Origin of the sequence: Haloterrigena sp. H1, assembly GCF_005938085.1 — an archaeon.
Lineage (GTDB): Archaea > Halobacteriota > Halobacteria > Halobacteriales > Natrialbaceae > Natrinema.
This window is the reverse complement of record NZ_SMZK01000005.1, coordinates 25,925-49,169: the sequence shown is the minus strand read 5'-3', so window position 1 is coordinate 49,169 and position 23,245 is coordinate 25,925. Positions and strand designations below refer to the sequence as shown.

Here is a 23,245-nt window from a genome sequence, read left to right as displayed (position 1 = left end):
ACGACGAGGACGCCTTCGAGTTCTTGGAGAAGTGTCAGGAACTCGGGATCGAGAACATCACACGCTCACAAAGGACCGACGATCCGCCCCCTCAACCGCGACGCGTTCGACGTAAAAGACGTCGACGATGCGGCCTCGTCGTTCCCGGAACTCAACTTCATCGTCGAGCACGTCGGCCTGCCACGGCTGGACGACTTCTGCTGGATCGCCGCCCAGGAGACGAACGTCTACGGCGGACTGGCCGTCGCCGCACCGTTCGCCCAGAACCGGCCGGGCAAGTTCTCCGAGATCATGTCCGAACTGCTGTGGTGGCTCGGTGAGGATCGCGTCCTCTTCGGTTCGGACTACGCGCTGTGGAACCCCGACTGGCTCGTCGAGGAGGTCCTCGAGGCCGAACTCTCCGAGGAACACCGCGCGGAGTACGGCGTCGAGTGGGACCTCGAGACGAAAAAGAAGGTCATGGGCGAGAACATCGCCGACCTCTACGACATCGACATCGAGGCGAAACGGCAGACGCTCCAGGACGACGAGATCAGCCAGCAGTTCGGGCTCGAGGACCACTACGCGAGCGAAGAACCCGCAGCCGCAGACGACTGATGAGCACGCAGACATCCGACGGCCCTGCGCCCGCGCGAGCGGCCGTCCGCGACCGACTCGATCGGGTCACCGATCCGGAACTCGACCGTTCGATCGTCGCACTCGAGTACGTCGACGCGATCGAGATCCGGTGGCTACGTCAGTGTCGACCTCACGCTCCCGACCGCGTGGTGTTCGCCGGCCTTCGCGTGGATGATGGCCGTCGACGCCCGCGACGAGATCGAATCGCTGCCGGCGGTCGAGGAGGTCCGGATCACGCTCCACGAGCACATGCACGAGACGGAAATCAACCGCGGCGTCAACGAGGACCTCTCGTTCGCCGAGGCGTTCCCGGACGCCGACGGCGACGTCGCTGCGGTTCGCGCCGAACTCGACGACAAGGCCCGCGTCGCTCGCCAGTACGACGCGGTCGAAGCGCTACTCGAGGCCGGACTCGACGCCGAGGCGATCGTCGACGTTCGACTGCGAGATCTCGAGTACGTCGACGAAGCTGATTCCGTCTCGATCTACGTCCGCGACAGCTCCTTTGCCGTCACCGTTCCGGAAGCGCCGCTCGAGCGCTACCTGGAGAAGGCCCGCGAAATCGGCCTCGTCTCGGCCCCGGCCGACCGCCTGTTTCGAACGCCGGAGGGCGAGCCGATCGATCCCGACTCGTTCGATCTCGTCCACCGACGTGGCCGCCTCGCACAGGTCAACATGTCGAGTCAGGCGGCATCTGTGACGGCCTTCGGGAGGCACGAGAGGGCCGGCTCGAGTGAAGCGCGGACGACTGACGGGACGGCGGTGGAGCCGGAGGGTATCGGGATCGACCACCTTCGTCGTGTTCCGATTTGTCGTCGCCATGGCCCTCCCTTTCGCCCTTGAGCCGTGCGATCCGGCGCTTTCACGGCCCCTTCAAGAGCGTGGTGCCGGCGTCGATAGTACGTCGCCGTCAGCGGCGGCAGGACCGTCCCGCTGGCGTCGCCAGGACCACGGCGACGAACGCGGCTGCCAGCCCGAACGCGGCGTTGCCCGCCGCGGCGAGGACGTACCGCCGGAGCGTGGCGTTCCGACCGCCTGCCGTGACGGTGAACGGATCGCCGCCCGATTCCGGATAACGGGCTCGTCGCCCCTCTCGGGAGCGGGGGCAGCCGATCCGAGGACGTATACCTCGGTACGGGCTCGAGTCGCTCCTCCCGGATGTAGACTTCCTGTTTCTGCTCGATCGCTTCCGGCACCATCTCCGTGACACGCTCGGGACCTCCTGACCGAGTATCTGGTAGACGTCCTCGTCGAACGTCGCCGGGCACTCGATCCCCGGAACCTGCATCCGCTCCCACGTGTCGGTCGGCTCGCCCGATCCGTCCCGTTCGACCGGCTGGACGAGCGCGCAGTGCCGGTCGCACCGTCGAGGCGGAACGGAACGGCCTCGGCACCCTTCCGCTTCGGTGCGAGGTCTGAGGCCGTCCCTGAACGTGTCCCGGGAGACGCGATAAGCGTAGGCGACATGGGGTTCCGGTGACCGGTGCTTCCAGCATCCCCTGATCGGCGGAGGGACGAGCGACGCCGGTCGCTGCGACGACGCCCGCCGGACGCGTCTCGAGGGCTGTCATGTCTGTCCGGGCCGCTCGAAGGGCTGTTCGAGCGTGTCGAGCAGTCCACTGCAGCGACACGCCGGCGACGCCGACTGCGACGATGACGACGCCGACCCGGAGTGCTAGATCGAGAAGCGCCATCGATCAACGGAGCCGCGGTGTCGTCGAACTGCGCGACCAGCGATCGCAACCGACCGATATTCGGGTTCATAGATCCTTTTCCGACAGAGGAGAGTGACGCATTTTAAACACTTCCGTTCCGTCTTCGTCGCCGACGGGACGCGTACGTCGTCGGTCGACTCGAGAGCCTCGAGCGCACCCGCCCCGTCGTCGCGGAGACGACGCTCGCGAATTGCGCGTTACTTCTCGACCTCGAGTAGCGCCACCCGCTCGCGAACCAGCGCCGACAGCGGCGCGTCGGTGGCCTCGCGTTCGGCGTCAGGAACGTCGAAAAAGTCACACAGCGTTTCGACGTCTTGTGTCTCGAGCGTCGGCTCGCGGTCGACGAACGCGTCCAGCGTTTCGACTGCCTCGAGCGCTGCCGCCTCGTCCTCGTCTGAATCGCCGTCGACGAGCACACCGCCCGAGTCTCGCCGTCGTCGACACCCATCGCGAGCGCACGATCGATCTGTCGACGGCCGGCGGCGTACAGCAAAATTTCGACGGCGCGGTCACGAGCGACGTTCTCACCGCGGTCGATCGCGCGATCCGCGAATTCGACGGCTTGCTCGAGATGCCGGCGGCCGGCGACGTAGCGGGCGTCGAACGCCTGCATCGTCACGTCATGGCGGTCGCCGAGATCGCCGAGTTCGGCGACGAACGAATCGATATCGTCGACCTCGAGTCGGCATTCGAGCAGCTTCATTCGAATCACCCAGTCTCGACTGGCTGTCGTCTGCTCCGTTTGTTGCTGTCGCGTCGTCGGTCCCGTCGCCGTCGCTCGAGGTGGCTATCACGCCGCCGTCGCCCGACCTTGCTGAGTCCGGCTCGACGCCGTCCATCGAGGGATCCTCGCGACCGGCGCTCTCGAGGATGTTCTCGGCTGTCTTCTCGCCTTGAGTGCGCCAAGAACGACGCCTTTGTCGGCCGTTCGCAGGTCGGCAGGCTCCTCGATCCCCGCTTCGTAGAGCCGGCGAGCGCGCTTGCGGCCGACGCCGCCGACCGAGACGAGCTCGAGGAGGTCTTCGCCGACGCCGTGTTCGACGCGGGCGCGGGCTTCCCGTACGGCGACGGTCCACTCGCTGTCGATTTCGGCGGCCAGCGACTCGGCCGCGCCGAGCAGCCACTCGGCAGTGTCGACTTTGCCACGCAGGTCGCCCGGCCCGATCTTGTATCGGTCTGTCAGCCGTTCTTCGTCGGTTTCGTCGGCCCAGTCCTCGAGCAGCTTACCCGTCTTGAGCGCGGCCAGCCAGTCTTCGAAGCGCTCCTCCTCGAACTCGCTTGGCGTGTCGCCCAGCAGTTCGGCCTCGCGCTCGTAGAAGAGTTCGCCGAACTTCTCGTCCTCGCCCGACCGCAGATAGAGTTCGTACATATCGGGCGTGCGCGAGACGAGCTGGTAGAGGCCGAGTGCGGTCGGCCGTTCGTCCGCACGCTCTAACCCGTGGACGATCTCGGCGGCGCTCATCGGATCGAGGTAGAGCCGCGAGACGGTGTGACCGAGGCTGGTCGCCTCGAGCGTCTCCTCGCGGCCGTCATCGTCGGCGAGATCAGCAGCCGATGTGAACGCACTGCCATCCGCAGTGCTGGAATCGTCGCTACTGTCGCGCTCGATGAAGTCGTTCGACTCGAGGTACTGCAAGACCGTGTCGGTCACCGTCTCGAGACGGCCGGCTTCGGTCGACTGGCTGGCGTAGAGGTGGCTTCGAGGAACTCGAGGAGGCCCGCTCGCGTGCGGGCGAAGCCGGATGCGATCGTTGCGAGCACGTGCGTTCGCAGGGCGGGTTCGGCCGCCAGTTTCGAGCGGACCGGTTCGGGATCGGCCCAGATATAGCGGTCGAACAGCTCCTGACTCTCGTCGTGGCTTTTGGCCAGCAGGACGGCCTCGCCGTAGGGGTCGAGCCCCGGGCGACCAGCCCGGCCCATCATCTGGTGGACCTCGAGGACATCCAGGGGTGCCATCCCGCCGGCGCTGGAATCGAAGCGCCGCCAGTCGCGGACGATCACGCGGCGTGCGGGCGTGTTGACGCCCGCGGCCAGCGTCGGCGTCGCCGAGATTACCTTCAACAGGCGGTCGCGGAAGGCATCCTCGACGAGGCTCCGCTGGGTGCTCGAGAGACCGGCGTGGTGAAACGCCGCGCCCCGTTCGACGCAGTCGGCTAAGTCCCTGCTCGTCTCGGTGTCGCTGTCGTCGCGGATGTCGGCGGCCAGTTCTGCGAGCGCGGCTTCTTCCTCGGCAGTCAGTTCCGTTCTCGAGACACCTCCCAACCGTTTCGCGGCGGCTTCTGCGTTTCGTCGGGAGTTGACGAACACGAGCGAGGACCCATCCTCCTGTAAAATGTCGCGAACGAGCGCGGCCTCCTGCTTTTCCGATCCCTCGACGGGCACCTCCCGTGTCGACCCATCGTCGAAGTTCAACGCGTTCCCGTAGTGGACGCCCATCTGGAGGTCGATCGGCCGCCAGTCGGTGTCGACGAGTGCGGCGTCGAGCCAGTCGGCGATCTCGTCGGCGTTGCCGACCGTCGCCGAGAGTGCGACGGTCTGCAGTCCGGGGTTGAGCTGGCGGAGTTTCGCCAGCGTCACCTCGAGCGTCGGCCCCCGATTCCGATCATCGATGAGGTGGACCTCGTCGGAAACGACGCAGGTGAGCTCGGAGAGCCACTCTGCGCCGTTCCGGACGAGCGAGTCGACTTTCTCGCTGGTTGCGACGACGATGTCTTTCGTTGCGAGCCAGTCGCTGGTCGACTCGTAGTTGCCCGTGGTCACGCCGACGGTCACGCCAAAGCGCTCGTAGGCCTCGAACTCGGCCTTTTTCTCGCTGGCGAGCGCTCGCAGCGGGACGATGTACAGTGCTTTCCCGCCGCGTTCGATCGCCGACAGCATCGCGAGGGCGGCGATCATCGTCTTCCCGCTGGCGGTCGGGACGGCGGCGACGAGGTTTTCGCCATCGGTCGCGCCGGCGTCGACCGCCTCGGCTTGTGGCGGGTAGAGCTCCTCGATGCCCTCGCTGTGGAAGTGGTCGATGGCACCGGGTGGGAGCCCCGACAGCTCCTCGAAATTCATTGTCCGTCCTTGGCCCCGTTTGCGGTTTAAAGTATCGTCTTTCGGACTCCGTCGGTCGGAGCCACTATGTGTTCTCGAGCGCGGTGCGTCAGTTCACTGGCCAGCACTGCGGTCGGTCAGGACGCCCACACAGACGACCGCTGTCGTGACGTGCATCAGCCCGAGGATCGCGCCAGCGAAGAGGCTCCCACCGGGTTGATTGGGGATGACCGTGAAATCCGGCACGAGCGAGAGCACGAGGACGATCGCTGCGACGATGAGAAACAGTCGATCAGGGCTGGCACTGAATCGCGCGAGCAGCCCGTACGTGACGGTCGCACCGATGACGCCAAGAGTTGTAAAGAACGTTACTGGTCCGTAATTCAGTGCTTCCAGTTGTGGTGCGATACCGCCGGCGTTGGCCACGAACACGATGAGCAAGTTGATGCCCAACGATACTGCAAGCGCGACTACCCCCGCTCGTGTCAGGTCGCTGATCGTGAGTGATCGTGCCGACGACGACATGCCTGTTTCGGTGCCCATGATTGTCCCTCCGCCGCCACTGATGAAAAGCGTTTGTCAGAAATTCCTTTTATATCCGGATCGGTGACTGATTATCTAGTTGGGTATCGATGCATCCGCGACCCGCCCTGGGGCGAGAGCGGGGTCGACGGCGATAGACCGATGGGACCGGCACCCGAAGCCCACCCCATGGCCGATCCCGACTGCGTCCTCGTCCCCACACTCGGCCGACCACGAGAGGACGAGGCGCTCCCGTATGCCCTCGAGACGTTCCCAGACGCCGAGATCACGCTGCTGGCGGTCGTGACGCCGCTCGACGCGCCGCTTAGCGAAGGCGGGGTCTTGGAGCGCGACGAGCAGCGGATGGCACAGACGCGAGCCAGCGCCGAGGAATTGCTCGCGTCGATCGCAGATCCAGACGCAAGAGACCGCGTTCGGATCGAACTCGGCGAGGGGCGACCCGGCACTGTCGTTCCCCGGTACGCGTCGGAAGCGGGGATCGACCACGTCGTGATGGCCGGCGATAGAACCCGATCGAACGGGTTCATTAGGCGATTTCTCGGTCGCGATATCGCCACCACGGTCGTCGAACGGACGACGCAGCCGGTGACAGTCCTCGAGTGACCTCGAGAGAATCAGCCGCCTATTATCGTCACGAACAGCCGGTACAGACCGTAGCTGACGACGACCGAACTCCCGAGCGTCAGTAGCCAGAAGGTGATCGTGACGCCGATCTTGCGCCGCGAGACGCCGGCCGAGCCGCCGGCCAGTCCGCCGCCGATGACCCCCGAGAGGATGATGTTGTTCAGCGAGATCGGGATGCCGAGTGCGATCGCCAGCTGGGCAATGATGAATCCCGGGACCAGCGCCGCGATCGATCGCCGTACGCCGAGCTGGGCGTACTCTCTGGATGTGGCCTGTAACAGCCGTGGTGCACCCATCCAGGCCCCCGCGAGGATGCCGACCGCCCCGATCGCGAGCAACAGGAACCCCGGCAGGCCGAGTTCGGTTCGAAAGAGGTTCTCGAGCGGGCCGGTCGCGAGTCCGACCTGTGAGCCGCCAGAGGAGAACGCGACGATGCCACCGAGAACCAGTAGGAACGAGCGGATCCCGCTTTCGACTGACTCGCGGACCTGCCGTCGCACCCAGGCGAACGCGAGCAGTCCAACGGCGATCGTCACGAGGACGGTCCCGAGATCGATGCCGGCGGCGAGCGTCGGGCCGCCGCCGAACAGCCGGGCGACGAAGCCCGCGAGCGTGCCCTGCTCGGCGGTCGGATCGGGAATCACACCGAGGCGGACGTTGGCGACGATCGCGCCGACGATACCGGCCAACAGCGGGACGCCGACCGTCTCGGGGACGTCGTCACGTCGCAGGATCGTCGCCGTCGCGTAGGCGAGCCCGCCCGACATGATCGGGACCAGTAGCCAGAAGATGCCGAGCCGGCGGTAGGTCGCCATCGCCGGGTCGCCGCCAAGCGAGAGGCCGACTCCGACCATCGCGCCCGTCGTCGCGAACGCCGCGGGGATCGGATACCGCGTGTAGATGCCGATCGACATGAAGCCAGCCGCGGTCAGCAGTCCTGCGGTGGCCGCAAGCGGCGTGATCGTCACGCCGTTGATGAGGTCCGCACCGATCGTCTCGGAGATGCTTCCACCTTGCATGAGCGCTCCCGCGGCCGCGAGCAGTCCGATGACGAACGCCGCTTGCATCGTCGAAATCGCGTTCGCACCGATCGCGGGGGCAAAGGGTGGCGAGTTGCTGTTCGCACCGAGCACCCACGCCATGAACAGACAAGTGAGAACGGCGATTCCGACGAGGGCAGTGAAGGAGAATGCGACCATTTCGGCTTGTCTCTCGTTCGGTGACCGGCCGCAAAAGCGTTGCCTCGAGCGAACCGACGACCGCTACCGATTTACCGCAACCGTGCCAATCACCGCCCATGAAGATCGAATACGACGAGAACACCTGTATTGGGATGTTCCAGTGTGTCGCCGAATGGGACGCCTTCGAGGAGGACAAATCGAAGGGCAAGGCCGTCCTCGAGGACAGCGAGGAGGTCGAGGACGGCGTTTTCGTCCGCGAGGTACCCGAAGACGCAGAACTCGATGCGAAGTTCGCCGCCCGGACCTGTCCCGTCGACGCGATCACAGTCTACGACGACGACGGCGAGCAGCTGATCCCCTGACGATAAGCAAAAACTGTTCCGTGCCGACCGTCGATTACGCGATCTTGTCGTACTGTTCGGAGAGCTTCTCGGCGGCCTCGCCGAGCTGGTTTCGCTCGAACTCGGTGAGTTCCCACTCGACGATCTCTTCGACGCCGTCGGAGCCGAGTTTGACCGGGACGCCGAAGGCGGTGTCCTCGTGGCCGAACTCGCCCTCGAGTTTGACGCTGCCGGGCACCACTGCGCCCGTATCGCGGAGGATGGCCTCGACCATGTGGCCGACGCCGGTCGCCGGGCCCCACTCCGTCGCGCCTTTCTTCTCGATGACGTTCATCGCCGAGGTCTGGAGTTCGGAGAGGAGTTCTTCCTTTTCGTCCTCGTCGAACTCGGGGTCCTGGCCGTTGACTCGCACTTTGGAGAAGACGGGGACCTGCGCATCGCCGTGTTCGCCCAGGATGGTCGCATCGACGTTCTGGACGGGGGCGTCGAAGCGCTCGGAAATCACGTATCGGAAGCGCGCGGAGTCGAGGCGACCGCCGAAGCCGATTACTTTCTCGCGGGCGCGGTCGCCCGTCTCGTAGAGGTGCCGGTTGAGGAGGTCGACGGGGTTCGACGTGGTGACGGTGATGAAGTCGTCGTTGTGCTCGGCCAGCGAGGAGCCGATGTCCTCCATGATTGGTGCGTTGTCGCCGGCCAGATCGATCCGGGTTTGACCGGGCTGGCGCGGGATGCCGGCCGTGATGACGACGACATCCGATCCAGCGGTGTCCTCGTAGCCACCCTGTCGGATCGTCGTGTTCGAGTCGTAGGCCACGCCATGGTTGGCGTCGGCGGCCTGTCCGACCGTATCGTCTTCCTTGTCCGGAATGTCGACGAACACGAGCTCGTCCGCAACGTCCCGAAGCGCGATGTTGTAGCCCGCAGCGGCCCCGACGGTGCCAGCCGCGCCGACCACACTAACTTTCGTCATACCACGTAATGCTTCCCCATCCCACACGTTAAATCCGTCGGAATTTCCAGCCTCACACAAGTTTGATGATATGAGAGTTCGACGACTGTCGTTCCTTTTCCTTTCCTCAAGACCGAACCGATCATGGCCGATGCCTGCGCCCGTTCGACTATGCGCGTCAGCGTCATCGGCGGCGGAACGATCACCGACGAACAATCGGCTCGCGCCGAGGCGGTGGGCCGCGAACTCGCCGCGCGCGGCCACACAGTCGTCTGTGGCGGTCGCGGCGGCACCATGGAGGCGGTCTGTCGTGGCGCAAAAGCCGAGGGCGGAACGACGATCGGCATCCTGCCGAGCGAGCGCCGGGCACAGGCCAACGACTACGTCGATATCCCGATCGCCACGGGACTGGGTCACGCCAGAAACGCGCTCGTCCCGTTGAACGGTGACGCCGTGATCGCGCTCGCTGGCGGCGTCGGAACCCTCTCCGAACTCGGCTTCGCTGGCATCTACGACCGACTCGTCGTCGGACTTGCGGCCCACGACGTCGCCGACGCCGGCGTCGACCTCGAGCCTGTCGACACTCCCGAAGCGGCTGTCGACGCCGTCGAAGCCGCACTTGAGGCGTAATCGACCCTGTCACGGCCCTGGAATCTCGCTGTCGCAGCTTTTTCGACGCTCCGACACCTCTAGCTGGACATGAGCGACTTCGACAAGGAAGCAGAGCGCGAGAAACTCCGTGAGAAGTACGAACGCGACAAAGAAGAGCGCAAGGCCACCCAGCGAATGAGCGATCTGTTACTCAAGGGTGCGACGATGACCAACACTCACTGTGGGACCTGTGGCGACCCGCTGTTCCAGATGGACGGCACTACGTTCTGTCCCAGCTGCCATGGCAATCCCGACGCCGTCGAGGGAACCGACCTCGAGGCCCAACCGGCCGACGAACAGTCGTCCACGGATCGATCTGAGTCGGACCAGTCCGCCGCGGACGAACCCACCCCTGCTGCATCGTCCGAGCCGACGGCCGCAGCTACGTCGGACGCGAACAGCCAGCACGAATCTTCGGTCACAACGTCATCCCGGGATGAGCGCCAGCCCACACCCCAGGCCAATGTCGAGTCGTCCCAGGCCGATGTCTCGAACCGGACCGCCGACGGTCGAGCGAGTGAGCCGAGTGCACCGGCTCGCTCCCCTGCGCCAACCCAGCGTCCGCAACCGGCCGATGGCGACCTCGAGGCCGCACACGACGCGCTCGTCCGCACGCTCGAGAAGTTCGCCACGGAGGCGGCCGCGACCGACGACCCACGATACGCGCGGGAATGTCTTGAGGCGGCGCGCGAGGCCGGCGAGACGCTCTCCACTTTGCGCTAACGGCGCTCGAGCCGGTCGTACTGCTTCCTGGACGGTCTCTCCTGTGAGTGGATGCGTGTCGCTTCGTCGATCCGTACGCGACTCTCTACACTCAATATGACAGATATAAACTACATCACTAGATATATATTTGATAGTATGGTGTGCCATAACATCGCTCGAACGTGGGCCAGATCGACCGCTGTGTCGGTCGTGCGCCGGGTAGCCACCGATTCCGCCCTCCACGCTACCGGCCCGCGGTCGCTCACCGACCCACGGTGAGAGGAGACCCTACCGATGGCACTTGGATTCGTCGTATCACTCACGGTACTCGTCGTTTGTGTCGGCCTGCTCGGGACCTGTGCGATCTGTCTCGACCGAACCGCTCTGAAACGGACGGCGGCCGACTACGATCGTCGGCTCACCGAAATCTCGCCGTATCTCGGCGTCGCGGGGGTATTCTTCCTCGCAAAACGAGCAACCCACGGTCATAGTCTACGGATCTCGCGCGCGCTCGACTGGGATCTCACCGCGGAGATCTACGCTCTCGAAGGGGAGTTCGTCGCGGTCCTCCAGGACGTCGTTCCCCGCCCAGTTACGCTCGAGTTCTTCTCGGCGATGTACATGTTCGGCTTTCCCTTCCTGCTGGTGACCGCCCCCATCCTCTATTTCCTGTTGCCGTCCCAGCGCCACCTCAAGGAACTCCTTCTGGCATACGTGTTCAACTACCTGATCGGCTCGCTCTGTTATACGCTCTTTATCGTCTACGGGCCGCGCAATCACCTCTCGTCCGTCGACGGACTGATGTACTCGTTTTACCCGCAGACACAGGAGGTCACCGCGGCAGTGTCGGCGAACACGAACGTGTTCCCCTCGCTCCATACGTCGCTGGCGGTCGTTGTCATGCTGTTCGCTTGGCGGTCACGACGGGAGTACCCGCGCTGGTTCGGGATCGCGTCGTTCGTGACGATCTGTGTCGTTTTCTCGACGATGTACCTCGGCATCCACTGGCTGATCGACGTCATCGCGGGCATTCTTCTCGCCGTTGGGAGCGTCATCGGTGCTGAACGGATCGTCACCCGTGCGGAGGGAGCGGCCGGTTCGGTTCCCCCCGGCGAGGATGGCATCGCGTCCGACGCGAGCGACTGATCGCTGTTTCCCGACTGCCTTACCCAGTATAGTCGCTGCCGATCACTTCTCGAATTCGCTCGGCGGTCACCTGTCCAACGCCGTCGGCTGCCTGTAACTCGTCTTCGGTCGCGATCATCACGCTTTCGACCGTCCCGAACTCCTCGAGGAGAGAGCGAGCCGTGACGGGGCCGATCTCGGCGATCGAGGCGACGACGTACTCCTGTTGCTCGCTCAAGGTCTTGGTGCCTTTCTCACCGTGGACCGACACCTCTCGATCGGCGGTCGCCTGTTCGCGGCCGGCGATCACGGCGAGTAGGTCCGTCGTGTCGGCTTCGCTTTCGGTCCGCAAGACGCTCGCGCCGAAGTCGACCGCGAGACTCGAGAGCGCACCCCGAATCGCGTTCGGGTGGATGTCCCGCTGTTCGTACAACCCCTCGCCCTCAACGACAACGATCGGTCGCGAGTAGTGACGCGCCATCGCGCCGACCTGCTCGAAGACCGACCGGTCACCTCCGACAAGCGAGTCGACGAAGTCGGCGACGGACTTGCGCTCGACGACGACCCGATCCGAGAGGACGTAGTCGCCGACGTCGAGCGTCTCGAGGCTGATCTCGATCTCCTCGCGTCGCGAGAGGTCGCGGGCGATGTTGGCGTCCATCTCGCGCTGGTCGGCGATGATTTCGATGGTTTCGCCCTCGGCGTGTGGCTCGTGTGTTTCGACTTCCCCGTCCTCGTCTGCGTCCGCTTCCGTGTCGGCGAACTCCTGTAAGCCGGGCTGGTCTGCAACCCCCTCGCTTCCGGTGGAAGAATCGCCGACGGCGTCGGCGTTGCCGCCGTTTCCGTCTACTTTCACCCCGCACTCACTGTCGGTTTCGCCCTCGAAATCGGTCAGTGACTGCTGGGAGTCGTCGAGTTCGTCCTCGAGCTCGTTGGCCATCCCTTTCAGATCGCGCAGTTCGCTTTCCATCTCTTTTTCGCGCCGTCGGGAGATCCAGAAGTAGGCCTCGTCACGGGTGTCCTCGGCCATCAGGACGACGACGCGACCCTCCGACTGGCGGCCGGTTCGGCCCTTGCGCTGGATCGATCTGATCGCGGTCGGGACGGGTTCGTAGAAGAGCACGAGATCGACCTCCGGAACGTCCAGCCCCTCCTCGGCGACGGACGTCGAGACGAGCACCTCGAACTCGCCTGCGCGGAACTCGTCTAAGACCTCCTGTTGTTGTTTCTGGGTCATTCCATCTGACCCCTCCCGGTCGCCCTGTCCGACGAACCGTTTCGCGTCGAAACTCTCGCTCAAGAAGTCCGTCAGCGCCTCGGCCGTATCGCGGGACTCGGTGAAGACGATCACGCGCTCACCGCCCTCGAGCCCCAGCGTCTCGGCAAGGAGCATCCGCGCTTTGCGGTATTTGGGGTGGAGCTCGTCGAAGCTCTCGGCCTTCTGCATGGCCTCGCGAACGCGGGGATCCGAGACCATCCGCTGGCTCGCCTTCGAGGCCCCCGACGAGCGGGCCTGATTGCGCTGGCGCTCGAAGTACCGGCGCAACGCCTCCACGCTCTGGGTTTCGACCAGCGTGACCGCTTGCCGGAGTTTCATCACCTCGGCGTGGACTGACATCCCCTCGAACCCCTCGGACTGGTCGTTGTTGATCAGCTGCTGGAGTTCTGCACGCATCCGATTGAGGTCTTTCTGGGACTGATCGGGTTGGGTCGACTTCGCCACGCCCAGTTCCTTGAGTTTCTCGAGGCGATCTGTGATGACTTCGTTCAGCGCATCCCGAATCTCGAGGACGTCGTCGGGGAGGTCGATGCGCTCCCATTCGACCTCGGTCTCGTGGGTGAACTCGTCGACGTCGGCGTCTTCCTCGGTCATCACCTCGACCTCCGCGATGCCGAGGTTTTCACAGACCTCGAGGATGGCCTCCTCGTCGCCGCCGGGCGAGGCCGACATGCCAGTCACCAGCGGGTCGCGGGCGTCAGCGTGGTACCGTTCGGCGATGTAGTTGTAGGCGTAGTCGCCGGTCGCACGGTGGCACTCGTCGAAGGTGATGTGGCTTACGTCGGCAAGCGAGATGCGACTCCCGACGAGGTCGTTTTCGATCACCTGCGGCGTCGCCATCACGACCGTTGCATCGTTCCACATTGCGGCGCGGTCGTCCGGACTCACGTCACCGGTGAAGACGACGATCTCCTCGTCCGGAATCTGGAGAGCCTCCCGGTAGAAATCGGCGTGTTGCTGGACGAGGGGTTTCGTCGGCGCGAGCATCAGTGATTTGCCGCCGACCTCGTCGAGTCGACGGGCCGTGACCAGCAGGCTCACCGTCGTCTTCCCCAGACCCGTGGGGAGACAAACGAGTGTGTGGTGGTTCGCGGCCGTTCCCGCGAGTTTCAGCTGGTAGAGGCGGCGTTCCAAGAAGTCGGACTCGAGCAACGGATGCTCGATCGACGCGACGTCCTCGTCCGTCGTTGCCATTGGATGCGATTCGATGCGGGCGCTGTTAAGGATTGAGATAGCACAGTGAAAGTGATCTCGTGGCTGCAGTGGTGCCGGATGACGTATGGCCGATTAGGCTGCTGATATATACATCGAGACAGCCTACACTGTCGCATGGAAACCCGAACGGTCCGTCAACGCCTGCCTGACGTCGGGTCGATCCTCACCGCGGTCGGCTTCGTCCTGCTGGTCAACCTCGTTGGGGCGGCACCGAGCGCGATCGGATCACCCGACACGCCGTGGTTTCGCGCCCTCGAGAAACCGTGGTTCTACCCGCCGACGATCGCGTTTCCGGTCGTCTGGACTCTACTGTTTACTCTGCTCGGTGTCGCATTGTGGCTGGTCTGGCGCAGTGACGCCGACGGCCGGCGGCTCGCGCTGGGGCTGTTCGCCGCCCAGATGCTGGTCAACGTCGTCTGGACGCCGGCGTTTTTCGCGCTCGAGGCACCGCTGGCCGCGTTCGGCATCATCGTCGCCCTCTGGGTGCTCGTCGTCGGCACGATCCTCGCGTTCCGACGGGTCGACCGCCGTGGGGCAGCCTTGCTCGTGCCGTATCTCGCGTGGATTACCTTCGCGGCCGTGCTCAATTTCGAACTCTGGCGGCTGAACGCCTAGGCGGATTGGTCGCCCGCTAGCCGCTTACTGCTCCGGGAGCCACCACGTCAACGCCACCGCGACCGCCACGAGACCGGCGAGCACGAGATAGCCCTCGTCGAAATAGCCTCGATCCGCGAGCGCACCGAACAGGACCGGACTGGCCGCCCCGATGGTCATGTAGACGGTTCGCAGGAAGCCCAGCCCAGTCCCCTTCATGTCCGAGGGAAACGCTGCGGTCATGTACGGCAGCGTGATCGTCCCGTAGCCGAGGATGCTCGAGAGGAAGACGGTCCCGACGGCGATGGGCCAGAAGTCCTCGAGAAAGGGGAGCGCGACCAGCGACGCAACGACTACGCTCAGAACCGGCGGCAGTGCCGTCCGGATGCCGAACCGGTCGTAGAGCCTTCCGGTTAGCGGCTGGACGACGATGCCGGTCGCGAAAAAGGCGCTGAACAGCCCGGTCGCGACCCCCTCGGAAACCCCCTTGATCTCGATCAGGTAGGTCGGATAAAAGCCCGTAAACGCCTGCCAGACGCAGTAGGTCAGGATCTGAATCGCGGTCACGGTGACGATCTCAGGCCGGCGCAACTGCGAGCCGACGTAGCGTGCCGTCTCGAGCGAGACGCTGTCGACGGCACTGGTCGCGCTCGAGGTGCGTGCGGGAACGACGAGTCGAAGACCGACCGCGACGACGGCGAACGCCGGGACGGCCAGTCCGAAGCCGTACTGCCACGTAACGGCTGTCGCGATGCCACCAGCAGCCAGCGGCAACAGCGTATTGCCGGCCTGACCCGCCGCCATCGTGATCCCGATCGCGGTGCCGTCGTTGTCGGGGTAGATGTCGGACAGCGTCGTAAAGCGGGCGACGCCGTACAATGCCGTTCCGAAGCCGAAGGCTCCCGTCGCGAGGTAGACGACCGGCGCGGAGCCGGCGACGGCGACGAGGCCTAGCGTCACCGCCGAGATCACCGTACTCGCGACGAGGACGGTTCCCTCGCCGAACCGGTCGGCCAGCAGCCCACCGGGAAGCTGTCCCAGCGCATAACAGAGCCAGAGTGTGGTCAACAGGAGGCCAGCTGTCGTCAGATCGAGGCCGTAGGTCCGCCGGAGGAAGGGCAGCAAGACGGGATACGCGAGCCTGACGCCGATCGAGAGAAACCAGCCGGTGGCGACAGCGACGAGGATTTCGCCGCGGCCGTCCGACAGAAACGACCGCGCGTTCGACAGTCGCGTTCTCGGCTTCAGCAGTGACACAGGTCGCGTCACCGTTCGCTGGCCACGGTCTTGAGCGGCCCAGAACGGTACGGGCTTGCCGATATCATAACGTCCGTGGCTTTCGCGCTCGACCGTCGCTTGCGCCGGTGCAGTCACCGAGCGACGCCAGCCACGGTGGTTCAGCCGGAGACGGGCACTAGACCGGCACGAACTCGAGTGCCACCCACGCCAGACAGGCAGCATAAATCGGGATCGTCAGGTTGTCGTCGATGATGTAGGTCCGGATCTCGAGGGTGACGCCGTCGGCGATCGTCGCCCCGAGGGCAGCGATCAGCGCCACCGCAACCGGCAGGAATGGGATCGCGACGACTGTCGAGACGAGAAACATCGTGATGAGCACTTTCGGCGGCTTGACTCGCTGGAGGGTGTTGTCCGAGACCGTGCCGCTTATCGGATCGCCTAGCGCGAGCATCAACATCGCGGGGAGGGCGATCGCCGGCTCGAAGACGACCACGACGGCAGCCATGCTGATCAGATACAGCGCGTAGGCCCCGGGGTTGTCCTGCTCGTACTCACGGGTGAGCACGTCGTAGAGCCGCCAGTCGAGTCCCACCTGCAGTCGCAGGAACTCGAGGACGAGCGCCCCGGCCGCGAGGAGAATCAACAGGAGTTGAAACCGAGCCCACGTAAGCCCGAGCCCGAGGGCGTCGGCGAGCAGATAGAGGACGACAAGCCCCGAGCCGCTGGCGTGGACGAGTCGCCGCTTCAGTTCGTCGGCCATTATGTCGTGCCTCGTGAGAGGTGACCTTCAGTCCGTCGATCACCTCCAACCTTTTACACTGCGCTCCCTTCGGTCGCTCGGTGAAATCTCGAGAGAGCGAAGCTCTCTCGGACCTCGCGGGAGCTTCGCTCCCGCTTAGGGTTGATCAAAAGCTTCCTCCCTCCGTTTCGGCCCTTTGGGGCCTTCACATCGGTCGTCGGCCTGCTCGTTCACCCTTCGGGTTCACTCGCAGATGCAACAAAACCTGTACCGCCACCACTGGCGACAGCGTCTCCGCTACAACGATTCGAACTCGAGGTCGCCAGCCCGAATCGCCGACAGCGTCTTGGCGAGTTCGTCGACCGGGAGTCGCTTCTGGTCGGTCGTATCCCGTTCGCGGACCGTAACCGTCGTTTCTTCGTCTTCGATGGTTTCGTAGTCGACAGTCACACAGAACGGCGTGCCGACTTCGTCCTGACGGCGGTAGCGCCGGCCGATGTTGCCCGAGTCGTCGTAGGTGACCGACAGCCCCGCCTCGCGCAGGTCCTCGACGATCGCGTCGGCCTGTGTCTCAAGCTCGTCGTCGCTTTGCAGCGGGAAGACGCCGACAAAGGTTGGCGCGACTTCCGGCTCGAGCTCGAGGAAGGTGCGGTCCTCGCCGTCGACTTCGTCCTCGCGGTAGGCGTGGTGGAGGACGGTGTAGACCAGCCGGTCGACACCGAAGGAGGGTTCGACGACGTGTGGGGTGATGTGTTCGCCGGCGATCGTCTCCTCGTCGACCGAAAAGCCGGTCTTCTCGACGGGGATCTCGTGGGTCTCGCCCTCGAGTTCGAATTCGACGGTGTCGCCGTCGAACGCCTCGCGGTCGCGAGCGGCAAGGTCCTCGAGTTTGCCGACGACGGCCTGTGCGTCGCCGCCGAATTCAGGACCGAGGTAGCTCATGTCGGGATCGACGGTGGCGCGCTCGACGGTCTGTGGCTCGTCGTACTGCCGGAAGATCGTAAAGCGGTCGCCGGAGTGTTCGGCGTGTTTCGAGAGGTCGTAGTTGCCCCGATGGGCGAAGCCAGCCATCTCGATCCAGTTGCCGTCGATCTCGCTTTCGGCGTCCCAGCAGTCGCTGGCGTAGTGGGCCCGCTCGCCGGCTAAGTGCTGGCGATAGCGGAACCGGTCCATGTCGACGCCGACAGCCTCGTACCACGGCTTTGCGACGCCAAGGAAGTACGCGACCCACGGGTCCGTGATGATGTTCTCGTCGACGGCTGCGCCGATCGTCGTCTCGAAGGCCTCGCCGTCGTCTTTGTTCTGCTCGCTGGCCGGATAGAGGGTGACTTCGACGTCCTCGACGCTCGAGAGGTCCGGCTCGTCGACTTCGGGGTCGATGAAGTACTCGAGTTCGGCCTGCGTGAACTCTCGCGTTCGAATAATGGATCGCCGCGGACTGATCTCGTTGCGGTAGGCGCGGCCGATCTGGCTGACGCCGAAGGGGAGCTGGTTGCGCGCGTACTCTTTGAGGCGGGGGAACTCGACGAAGATGCCCTGGGCGGTCTCGGGGCGCAGGTAGCCGGGATCGGAGTCGCCGGGGCCGATGTTCGTCGCGAACATGAGATTGAAGTCTTCGACGGCCTGGCCCGCCAGCCCGGCACCACAGGAGGGGCAGACGAGTTCGTACTCGGCGATGACCTCCTCGACTTCGGGGATCTCGAGGCTCTCGGCGTCTTCGTACATCGTGTTGTCCTCGACGATGTGGTCGGCGCGGTGGCTCTCGCCACAGTCGGGACACTCGACGAGCATGTCGTCGAAGCCGTCGAGGTGGCCCGAGGCCTCGAAGACGGGTTCGGGCATGATCGTGGGCGCGTCGATCTCCATGTTGCCCTCCGCGACGGCGAAGCGATCGCGCCAGGCGTCCTCGACGTTGCCTTTCAGGGCCGCACCCTGTGGCCCGAAGGTGTAGAAGCCGCCGACGCCGCCGTAGGCCCCTGAGGACTGAAAGAAGTAGCCGCGTCGCTTGGCCAGTTCGACCAGTTTCTCGCTCGTGCTGTCGGTGTTGTCGTCCGTGTGCTGTTGCTCACTCATAAAGTGCCTCCAGAAGGTCGATGTCACGGACGATGCCGACGAGGTCTTCGCCCGTGACCAACGGGATCTGTTCGATGTCGTTGCTGATCATCCGCTGGGCTGCTTCCTGCACCGACGTACTGACCGAGACAGTCACTACGTCGTCGCTCATGAACTCCCGAACCGGCCCCGTCGGGAGCTCGATGTCCCGCGTGGGGAGATAGCGGCTGCCGACGGCCTTGATCCCTTCCCACGACCAGTCGTCGTCCTGATCGCCGAAGTTGTCACCGGTCGACTCCTCGCCCTCGACGATCCGGGCGACGTCGATGATGTCGACTTCCGTGAGAATCCCGCTCATCCGACCGTCGTCGTCGAGCGCTACGGTGTAGGGGACGTTCGCGTAGGATAGTCCCCGTTCGGCGACGGGCAGCGGCGCTCCCTCGTAGGTCGTGTTCACGTCCTCACTGACGTAGGACTCGACGGTGGCGTCGGTCTCCTGGTCGCCCGTCGCGATCGCGTGGATCACGTCCGTCACCGTGACGATTCCCTCGAACTCGCCGTCGACGACGGGCACGCGCCGTGCGCCCGCCTCGACCATCGTCCGGGCGACGGCCTCGAGGCTCGTGTCGGCCGTCGTCGTCGGCACGTCCTCTTCTAAGAGCATGACGAGCTGGTCCTCGTCGGGCTGTTCGATCAGCGTCTCCCGTGTGACCAGCCCGCGGTACTCGAGCCCGTCGTCGGTCGCTTTGACGACCGGCACGGACGAGAACGACTGCTCCTGGAGATACTCGAGCACGTCGGTCCGGGTACCCGGCAGATCGACGGTCACCACGTCCTCGCGAGGCGTCATCGCGTCGGCTACGTTCATATCCCCACCGTACGGCTAAAATGAGTATAAACCCAGTGTTTCACACCCAGGATTGATTCGATTTCCGATCGGTATCGCGAACGGACAGTAAGATCCGATGACTTTATATGGTGGTGGGTGTGGCTCACTATCATGGCAGTATCCCCCAACGCCATGGCGTCCGACGACACTATCGTCGGTTCGATCGATTCGACGGCCGCGAGCGATGAGTACGTCATTGCGGACATCTCTGCCGACGGTGCCTGGCTCTCCATGCAGGCCGAGGACGCACCGACGTTGCCGGCCTGGCGATAACTGGGGGTTGGAACGGGATTTTCTTCAGCGAGACCGGTCGCGACATCGATCGTGGCCAAAACCGACAGTTCAACAGTCACGGCTGGCTGCTGTGCTGTCCCGTCTATCCGTTGCTCATATTGTCGGACAGAACGACGTGACGATCGGTCGCGAATTCGCGACCGACTTCGTATTGACTTCTGTCCAACCGTATCACGCTCGAGTCGCGTTCACACCGGTAATCGTTTGGCACTCTGTAACATAGTGTTGCACATGTCGCTCGAGGGACTGTTCGATCAGCTTCCGGATCCGGGATCGCACTCGTTTCCCGACTACTCGCTGCCACGCGGCGAGCCTGTGTTGCCGATCGCGGTCACGCGGTCGGAACTGTCGACGATCCTCGAACTGTACGAGACGTTTCAGGACGTCGATCCGACGGGTCTCGATGCGAATCCGTTTCTCGAGGCGGCGACGACGTATATGCAACAGGCGTTCGGGCTGCCACAGTATCGACCGGACGAGCAGCTCCACGACGATATCGCGGCCATGCTCAATGACTTCTCGGACGACCTCGGGAGCCGATCGATGGGTGTCGTCGACGCAACGCCGGATCACCACCGGACACTGTATTTCTTCCTCGTCAGTTGTCGTGGCTATCACACTGCGCCTCACATTCGGTTCGACCCCGACGAGGCGGCGGTGGAGACGCTGTACGATGTCTACCAGCGGGTGACCGACCAGGACGTGTATCTCAAGCGGCCGTCGTCGTTGTTCGACTGATCAGACCGTCACGAGCGCCGTGGGGTCGTCTGGCTCGTGCAACTGTCGGTTGCTGTGAGAGACTGTGTCGGTCGGCGGACGCTGGAAAAAGAGAGCCGCAGCCGTGCTGGTCGGTCATCGACGCGCCCCTTCACCCAGTGAGGAAGCCACCTGGTGGAATGCGCGTCGCGGGACGCCCCTCCGCGTCAGTCGTCCGGTCTTCACCGAACGCAGGGGAGTGTGCGATCGTCCGCCGGGTCTTTGCGATTCGCTGCGTGCTTGCCGTGACGGTGGCGAGTATTTTACTCATACATGAGTAAAGAGGGACAGCAATTACATAAGTATTTTCGAGATGAACGATCGTGTTGGTTCGGCCGTGACGGCCGGCGGCCGCAATATCGGCAGGTACAGCTGGTAGTCGTCGGCGCTGCCGCTGGTGTAGGTGCGACCAGCGTCGCGAAGTCGAGCACCTGTACGTCCGCCCCGTAGCCGATCTCGTCCAGTCGGGTGGCGATCCGTTCGGCCAACTGCCGAAGCAGTCCGCTCGTTGTCCATCGGTGTCCCTTTGTATCCATCGATGGTGGGATGACATCGCCGACGCGCTCCGAAGACGCTCACAGTCCAGCGGCGATGACCTTCTGTCCGATCGTCCCCAACCGAATAACAGTTTTCTTACAGCTCTCTCGGTTTGTCTCCTCACTATTCAGTAGTCTATGGTAGTGCTATATTGTGGTATGTATTACCATAACACTCTAGCTGAAGAAGGTATCAATTTTTATGTTTCGAGGCTAAACGTCCGATGATGGCACAAGACAATCCAGTTTCGCGGCGGACAGCGCTGAAGCTGACGGGTGCGGCCGCATCGACGGCGCTCGTCGCTGGCTGTAGCGGTGGCGGCAACGGCAACGGCAACGGCAACGGCAACGGCAGTAGCGACGGCCCCACGGAGATCTCGGCCGGCACGACGATCGATCTCAATGGGCTGACGGCCGGCTGGGAAGGCATCTCTCCCTCCTCGATCGAAGGCGCGACGAACCCGACGCTCGTCCTCACGGAAGGAGAAACGTACGAGATTGGCTGGTCAACCGGTGACGGCGCCCAGCACAACATCGAAATCCGTGACGACAGCGGCGCGGTCGTCAACGACCTCGCGACGGAGGGCACCGCCTCCGAAGAACCCGAAGGTCAGCTCCTCGAGTTCACGGCCAGCAGCGACATGACCACGTACATCTGTAAGTTCCACACGACGACGATGGTCGGCGAGCTGCAGGTCGAAAGTGGCAGCGGTGGCGGCAACGAATCCAGCGAGTAACTCCACAACCAGTTGGGTTACGACACCGAATTCGAACTCTAACGGACATCGAATTCGTCGCTGTTCGTTCCGTTTCTCTCGTATTTTTCCGCCAACACTGGATGACCGCCGATAGCGAATGCGGTCGCGGCTCTTCTCCCCCATTTAATACAGGAATAAACACGTTCAAATTTTCGCCACCAACTACAGAATACGACTGGTTCCGATCAGCGGACCCGTCAAACGGTGTTGCGGAACGGATTTCACTGCCTCGAGTGCGGTTCCCCTCTGAGAGAGCGCAATCCGCGATGATACGGCCAGCAGTGAGCTGGTGACGTCCCGCTGTGAACCCCACTGCAGATGGAAGACAAGGGCGCGCGGCCGAATATATTTACATATCAACCTATCAGGAAGACTTATACTATCAGCGAGGAAGTGATCGAACATGTCTGATGAGAAGAATTCCCGCACCCGTCGAACAGTACTTCAACTCGCTGGCGTCGCGATTGCAGGAGGGTCACTCGCGGGCTGTCTGGACGATAGTACCAGTAACAACGCGGCTGCGTCACCGACCGATGACTCAGACGGCAACAGCACCGATGCCAGTAACGGTGCGGACGCAGCCGATGGTGACGCTGCTGAGGACAGCAGTGATGGCGAGAGTGCTGAGGCGGCGCAGGGTATCGCAATCGATCCCGGCACGACGTTCGAGTTCGACGGACAGACGACTGGCTGGGAAGGCATCGCACCTTCCTCGATCGAAGGGACGACGAACCCGACGCTCGTCCTCCAAGAAGGAGAAACGTACGAGCTGGGCTGGACGGTCGGTGACGGTGCCTACCACAACATCGAAATCCGTAACGCAGACGGCGAGGTCGTCAACGACCTCGCGACGGAGAGAGCCGTTGAGCCCGACCACCAGCGGCTCGAGTTCGAGGTCAGCAGCGAGATGACCACGTACACCTGTCAGTTCCACACGACGACGATGGTCGGCGAAATCGTGGTCGTGGACAGTGACGGGACGGTGGTAGAGTCGGATACAGCCACTGACGACGACACGGAGGAGACCACGGATACTGCCGGGGAGCAAATCGAACTCGAGCCCGGAGCGGACATCCGGTTCAGCGGCCAGACGGCTCACTGGGAGGGACTCGCGCCGTCCGCACTCGAGGGCGTCGAAAATCCAACACTCGTGCTGCAGGAAGGCGAGCGATACTCGATCGGCTGGACTGAGGGCGACGGTGCTGCGCACAACCTACAGATCCGCAACGACAGCGACGAGGTCGTCGACGACCTCACGACGGGCGATCCCGTCACGGATCCTGGCGAGCAACAGCTCCTCGAATTTACCGCCAGGAGTGAGATGACTACGTACGCCTGTCACCCACACGAGATCACGATGATCGGTTCCATTCAGGTCGAATAACGGCCGGCGATTCGAAACCGAA

The 23,245-nt window shown here is 63.8% G+C and carries 19 protein-coding genes and 4 pseudogenes; 12 read left to right on the top strand and 11 right to left on the bottom strand.

Annotation, left to right across the window (positions count from 1 at the left end; genetic code table 11):
* Together E2L06_RS20655 and E2L06_RS20650 are read left to right on the top strand one after the other, a co-directional pair.
* A pseudogene (locus E2L06_RS20655) lies at positions 1-597 on the top strand (amidohydrolase family protein); the annotation flags it as partial.
* A pseudogene (locus E2L06_RS20650) lies at positions 597-1,355 on the top strand (iron-sulfur cluster assembly protein). The pseudogenes E2L06_RS20655 and E2L06_RS20650, both read left to right, overlap by 1 nt.
* Positions 1,356-2,530: 1,175 nt before the next feature.
* On the opposite strand, the pseudogene cgi121 reads toward E2L06_RS20650, so the two are convergent.
* From cgi121 to E2L06_RS20635, 3 genes and pseudogenes are all read right to left on the bottom strand, one after another.
* Positions 2,531-3,036, bottom strand: a pseudogene (gene cgi121, locus E2L06_RS20645) (KEOPS complex subunit Cgi121).
* 4 nt (positions 3,037-3,040) lie between these two features.
* Positions 3,041-5,390: pseudogene (locus E2L06_RS20640) on the bottom strand (ATP-dependent DNA helicase); the annotation flags it as partial.
* A 93-nt stretch (positions 5,391-5,483) separates the two neighbouring features.
* Positions 5,484-5,912 (bottom strand): DUF6069 family protein, encoded by a 429-nt coding sequence (locus E2L06_RS20635; RefSeq protein WP_138777439.1) that lies wholly within the window; start codon positions 5,910-5,912, stop codon positions 5,484-5,486.
* Positions 5,913-6,053: 141 nt separating this feature from the next.
* Here E2L06_RS20635 and E2L06_RS20630 point away from each other — a divergent pair, with 141 nt between their 5' ends.
* Entirely contained in the window at positions 6,054-6,515 is a 462-nt protein-coding gene (locus E2L06_RS20630; RefSeq protein WP_394348725.1) for a universal stress protein, read from the top strand.
* A gap of 11 nt (positions 6,516-6,526) precedes the next feature.
* On the opposite strand, the gene E2L06_RS20625 is transcribed toward E2L06_RS20630, so the two are convergent.
* Complete coding sequence (locus tag E2L06_RS20625; RefSeq protein WP_138777437.1) at positions 6,527-7,735, bottom strand: inorganic phosphate transporter; 1,209 nt, start codon at positions 7,733-7,735, stop codon at positions 6,527-6,529.
* Positions 7,736-7,833: 98 nt separating this feature from the next.
* Between E2L06_RS20625 and E2L06_RS20620 the strand changes: the two genes are divergently transcribed.
* Positions 7,834-8,079, top strand: a complete 246-nt coding sequence (locus E2L06_RS20620) for a ferredoxin (protein WP_138777435.1) — start codon at positions 7,834-7,836, stop codon at positions 8,077-8,079.
* A gap of 34 nt (positions 8,080-8,113) precedes the next feature.
* On the opposite strand, the gene mdh is transcribed toward E2L06_RS20620, so the two are convergent.
* Positions 8,114-9,028: a malate dehydrogenase gene (gene mdh / locus E2L06_RS20615; protein ID WP_138777433.1), complete on the bottom strand. Its 915-nt coding sequence runs from the start codon at positions 9,026-9,028 to the stop codon at positions 8,114-8,116.
* Positions 9,029-9,178: 150 nt separating this feature from the next.
* Here mdh and E2L06_RS20610 point away from each other — a divergent pair, with 150 nt between their 5' ends.
* The 3 genes from E2L06_RS20610 to E2L06_RS20600 all read left to right on the top strand — a co-directional run bounded on the left by E2L06_RS20610 (position 9,179) and on the right by E2L06_RS20600 (position 11,509).
* Entirely contained in the window at positions 9,179-9,637 is a 459-nt protein-coding gene (locus E2L06_RS20610) for a TIGR00725 family protein (protein ID WP_138777431.1), read from the top strand.
* A gap of 69 nt (positions 9,638-9,706) precedes the next feature.
* Positions 9,707-10,381 carry an Sjogren's syndrome/scleroderma autoantigen 1 family protein gene (locus tag E2L06_RS20605; protein WP_138777429.1) on the top strand — a complete coding sequence of 225 codons (675 nt, stop codon included), beginning with the start codon at positions 9,707-9,709 and terminating at the stop codon, positions 10,379-10,381.
* A gap of 276 nt (positions 10,382-10,657) precedes the next feature.
* The gene (locus E2L06_RS20600; protein ID WP_138777427.1) at positions 10,658-11,509 is read left to right on the top strand and encodes a phosphatase PAP2 family protein; all 852 of its coding nucleotides are present in this window, start codon (positions 10,658-10,660) and stop codon (positions 11,507-11,509) included.
* A 19-nt stretch (positions 11,510-11,528) separates the two neighbouring features.
* On the opposite strand, the gene E2L06_RS20595 is transcribed toward E2L06_RS20600, so the two are convergent.
* Positions 11,529-13,961 (bottom strand): DEAD/DEAH box helicase, encoded by a 2,433-nt coding sequence (locus tag E2L06_RS20595; RefSeq protein ID WP_138777425.1) that lies wholly within the window; start codon positions 13,959-13,961, stop codon positions 11,529-11,531.
* Between the two features lie 135 nt (positions 13,962-14,096).
* On the opposite strand from E2L06_RS20595, the gene E2L06_RS20590 reads away from it, so the two are divergent.
* The gene (locus tag E2L06_RS20590) at positions 14,097-14,597 is read left to right on the top strand and encodes a TspO/MBR family protein (protein ID WP_138777423.1); all 501 of its coding nucleotides are present in this window, start codon (positions 14,097-14,099) and stop codon (positions 14,595-14,597) included.
* Between the two features lie 24 nt (positions 14,598-14,621).
* On the opposite strand, the gene E2L06_RS20585 is transcribed toward E2L06_RS20590, so the two are convergent.
* The 4 genes from E2L06_RS20585 to E2L06_RS20570 form a co-directional block, all read right to left on the bottom strand.
* Positions 14,622-15,833: an MFS transporter gene (locus tag E2L06_RS20585; protein ID WP_138782461.1), complete on the bottom strand. Its 1,212-nt coding sequence runs from the start codon at positions 15,831-15,833 to the stop codon at positions 14,622-14,624.
* A gap of 157 nt (positions 15,834-15,990) precedes the next feature.
* Positions 15,991-16,575, bottom strand: coding sequence for a dolichol kinase (locus tag E2L06_RS20580; RefSeq protein ID WP_138777421.1), 585 nt, complete (start codon positions 16,573-16,575; stop codon positions 15,991-15,993).
* A 276-nt stretch (positions 16,576-16,851) separates the two neighbouring features.
* The gene (gene glyS / locus E2L06_RS20575) at positions 16,852-18,627 is read right to left on the bottom strand and encodes a glycine--tRNA ligase (RefSeq protein WP_138783351.1); all 1,776 of its coding nucleotides are present in this window, start codon (positions 18,625-18,627) and stop codon (positions 16,852-16,854) included.
* On the bottom strand, positions 18,620-19,474 hold the full coding sequence (locus E2L06_RS20570) for a CBS domain-containing protein (protein WP_138783350.1): 855 nt from the start codon (positions 19,472-19,474) through the stop codon (positions 18,620-18,622). Before E2L06_RS20570 ends, glyS begins: the two co-directional genes overlap by 8 nt.
* Before the next feature lie 132 nt (positions 19,475-19,606).
* On the opposite strand from E2L06_RS20570, the gene E2L06_RS22155 reads away from it, so the two are divergent.
* Together E2L06_RS22155 and E2L06_RS20565 are read left to right on the top strand one after the other, a co-directional pair.
* Positions 19,607-19,768, top strand: coding sequence for a hypothetical protein (locus E2L06_RS22155; RefSeq protein WP_171052274.1), 162 nt, complete (start codon positions 19,607-19,609; stop codon positions 19,766-19,768).
* Positions 19,769-20,020: 252 nt separating this feature from the next.
* Positions 20,021-20,527: a hypothetical protein gene (locus tag E2L06_RS20565; protein ID WP_138783224.1), complete on the top strand. Its 507-nt coding sequence runs from the start codon at positions 20,021-20,023 to the stop codon at positions 20,525-20,527.
* Between the two features lie 130 nt (positions 20,528-20,657).
* Here E2L06_RS20565 and E2L06_RS22150 read toward each other — a convergent pair whose 3' ends face one another.
* Positions 20,658-20,816, bottom strand: a complete 159-nt coding sequence (locus E2L06_RS22150) for a hypothetical protein (protein WP_171052450.1) — start codon at positions 20,814-20,816, stop codon at positions 20,658-20,660.
* 492 nt (positions 20,817-21,308) lie between these two features.
* Between E2L06_RS22150 and E2L06_RS20560 the strand changes: the two genes are divergently transcribed.
* Complete coding sequence (locus E2L06_RS20560; RefSeq protein ID WP_138783349.1) at positions 21,309-21,818, top strand: hypothetical protein; 510 nt, start codon at positions 21,309-21,311, stop codon at positions 21,816-21,818.
* A gap of 424 nt (positions 21,819-22,242) precedes the next feature.
* Positions 22,243-23,223 carry a plastocyanin/azurin family copper-binding protein gene (locus E2L06_RS22930; RefSeq protein ID WP_343192879.1) on the top strand — a complete coding sequence of 327 codons (981 nt, stop codon included), beginning with the start codon at positions 22,243-22,245 and terminating at the stop codon, positions 23,221-23,223.
* Positions 23,224-23,245: the final 22 nt, after the last annotated feature.

What these genes read in the sequence shown, in the direction of transcription:
- E2L06_RS20635 (WP_138777439.1), bottom strand. Translation starts at nt 5,912, where the DNA reads ATGGGCACCGAAACAGGCATGTCGTCGTCGGCACGATCACTCACGATC.
- E2L06_RS20630 (WP_394348725.1), top strand. Translation starts at nt 6,054, where the DNA reads ATGGGACCGGCACCCGAAGCCCACCCCATGGCCGATCCCGACTGCGTC.
- E2L06_RS20625 (WP_138777437.1), bottom strand. Translation starts at nt 7,735, where the DNA reads ATGGTCGCATTCTCCTTCACTGCCCTCGTCGGAATCGCCGTTCTCACT.
- E2L06_RS20620 (WP_138777435.1), top strand. Translation starts at nt 7,834, where the DNA reads ATGAAGATCGAATACGACGAGAACACCTGTATTGGGATGTTCCAGTGT.
- mdh (WP_138777433.1), bottom strand. Translation starts at nt 9,028, where the DNA reads ATGACGAAAGTTAGTGTGGTCGGCGCGGCTGGCACCGTCGGGGCCGCT.
- E2L06_RS20610 (WP_138777431.1), top strand. Translation starts at nt 9,179, where the DNA reads ATGCGCGTCAGCGTCATCGGCGGCGGAACGATCACCGACGAACAATCG.
- E2L06_RS20605 (WP_138777429.1), top strand. Translation starts at nt 9,707, where the DNA reads ATGAGCGACTTCGACAAGGAAGCAGAGCGCGAGAAACTCCGTGAGAAG.
- E2L06_RS20600 (WP_138777427.1), top strand. Translation starts at nt 10,658, where the DNA reads ATGGCACTTGGATTCGTCGTATCACTCACGGTACTCGTCGTTTGTGTC.
- E2L06_RS20595 (WP_138777425.1), bottom strand. Translation starts at nt 13,961, where the DNA reads ATGGCAACGACGGACGAGGACGTCGCGTCGATCGAGCATCCGTTGCTC.
- E2L06_RS20590 (WP_138777423.1), top strand. Translation starts at nt 14,097, where the DNA reads ATGGAAACCCGAACGGTCCGTCAACGCCTGCCTGACGTCGGGTCGATC.
- E2L06_RS20580 (WP_138777421.1), bottom strand. Translation starts at nt 16,575, where the DNA reads ATGGCCGACGAACTGAAGCGGCGACTCGTCCACGCCAGCGGCTCGGGG.
- glyS (WP_138783351.1), bottom strand. Translation starts at nt 18,627, where the DNA reads ATGAGTGAGCAACAGCACACGGACGACAACACCGACAGCACGAGCGAG.
- E2L06_RS20570 (WP_138783350.1), bottom strand. Translation starts at nt 19,474, where the DNA reads ATGAACGTAGCCGACGCGATGACGCCTCGCGAGGACGTGGTGACCGTC.
- E2L06_RS22155 (WP_171052274.1), top strand. Translation starts at nt 19,607, where the DNA reads ATGGCAGTATCCCCCAACGCCATGGCGTCCGACGACACTATCGTCGGT.
- E2L06_RS20565 (WP_138783224.1), top strand. Translation starts at nt 20,021, where the DNA reads ATGTCGCTCGAGGGACTGTTCGATCAGCTTCCGGATCCGGGATCGCAC.
- E2L06_RS22150 (WP_171052450.1), bottom strand. Translation starts at nt 20,816, where the DNA reads ATGAGTAAAATACTCGCCACCGTCACGGCAAGCACGCAGCGAATCGCA.
- E2L06_RS20560 (WP_138783349.1), top strand. Translation starts at nt 21,309, where the DNA reads ATGGCACAAGACAATCCAGTTTCGCGGCGGACAGCGCTGAAGCTGACG.
- E2L06_RS22930 (WP_343192879.1), top strand. Translation starts at nt 22,243, where the DNA reads ATGTCTGATGAGAAGAATTCCCGCACCCGTCGAACAGTACTTCAACTC.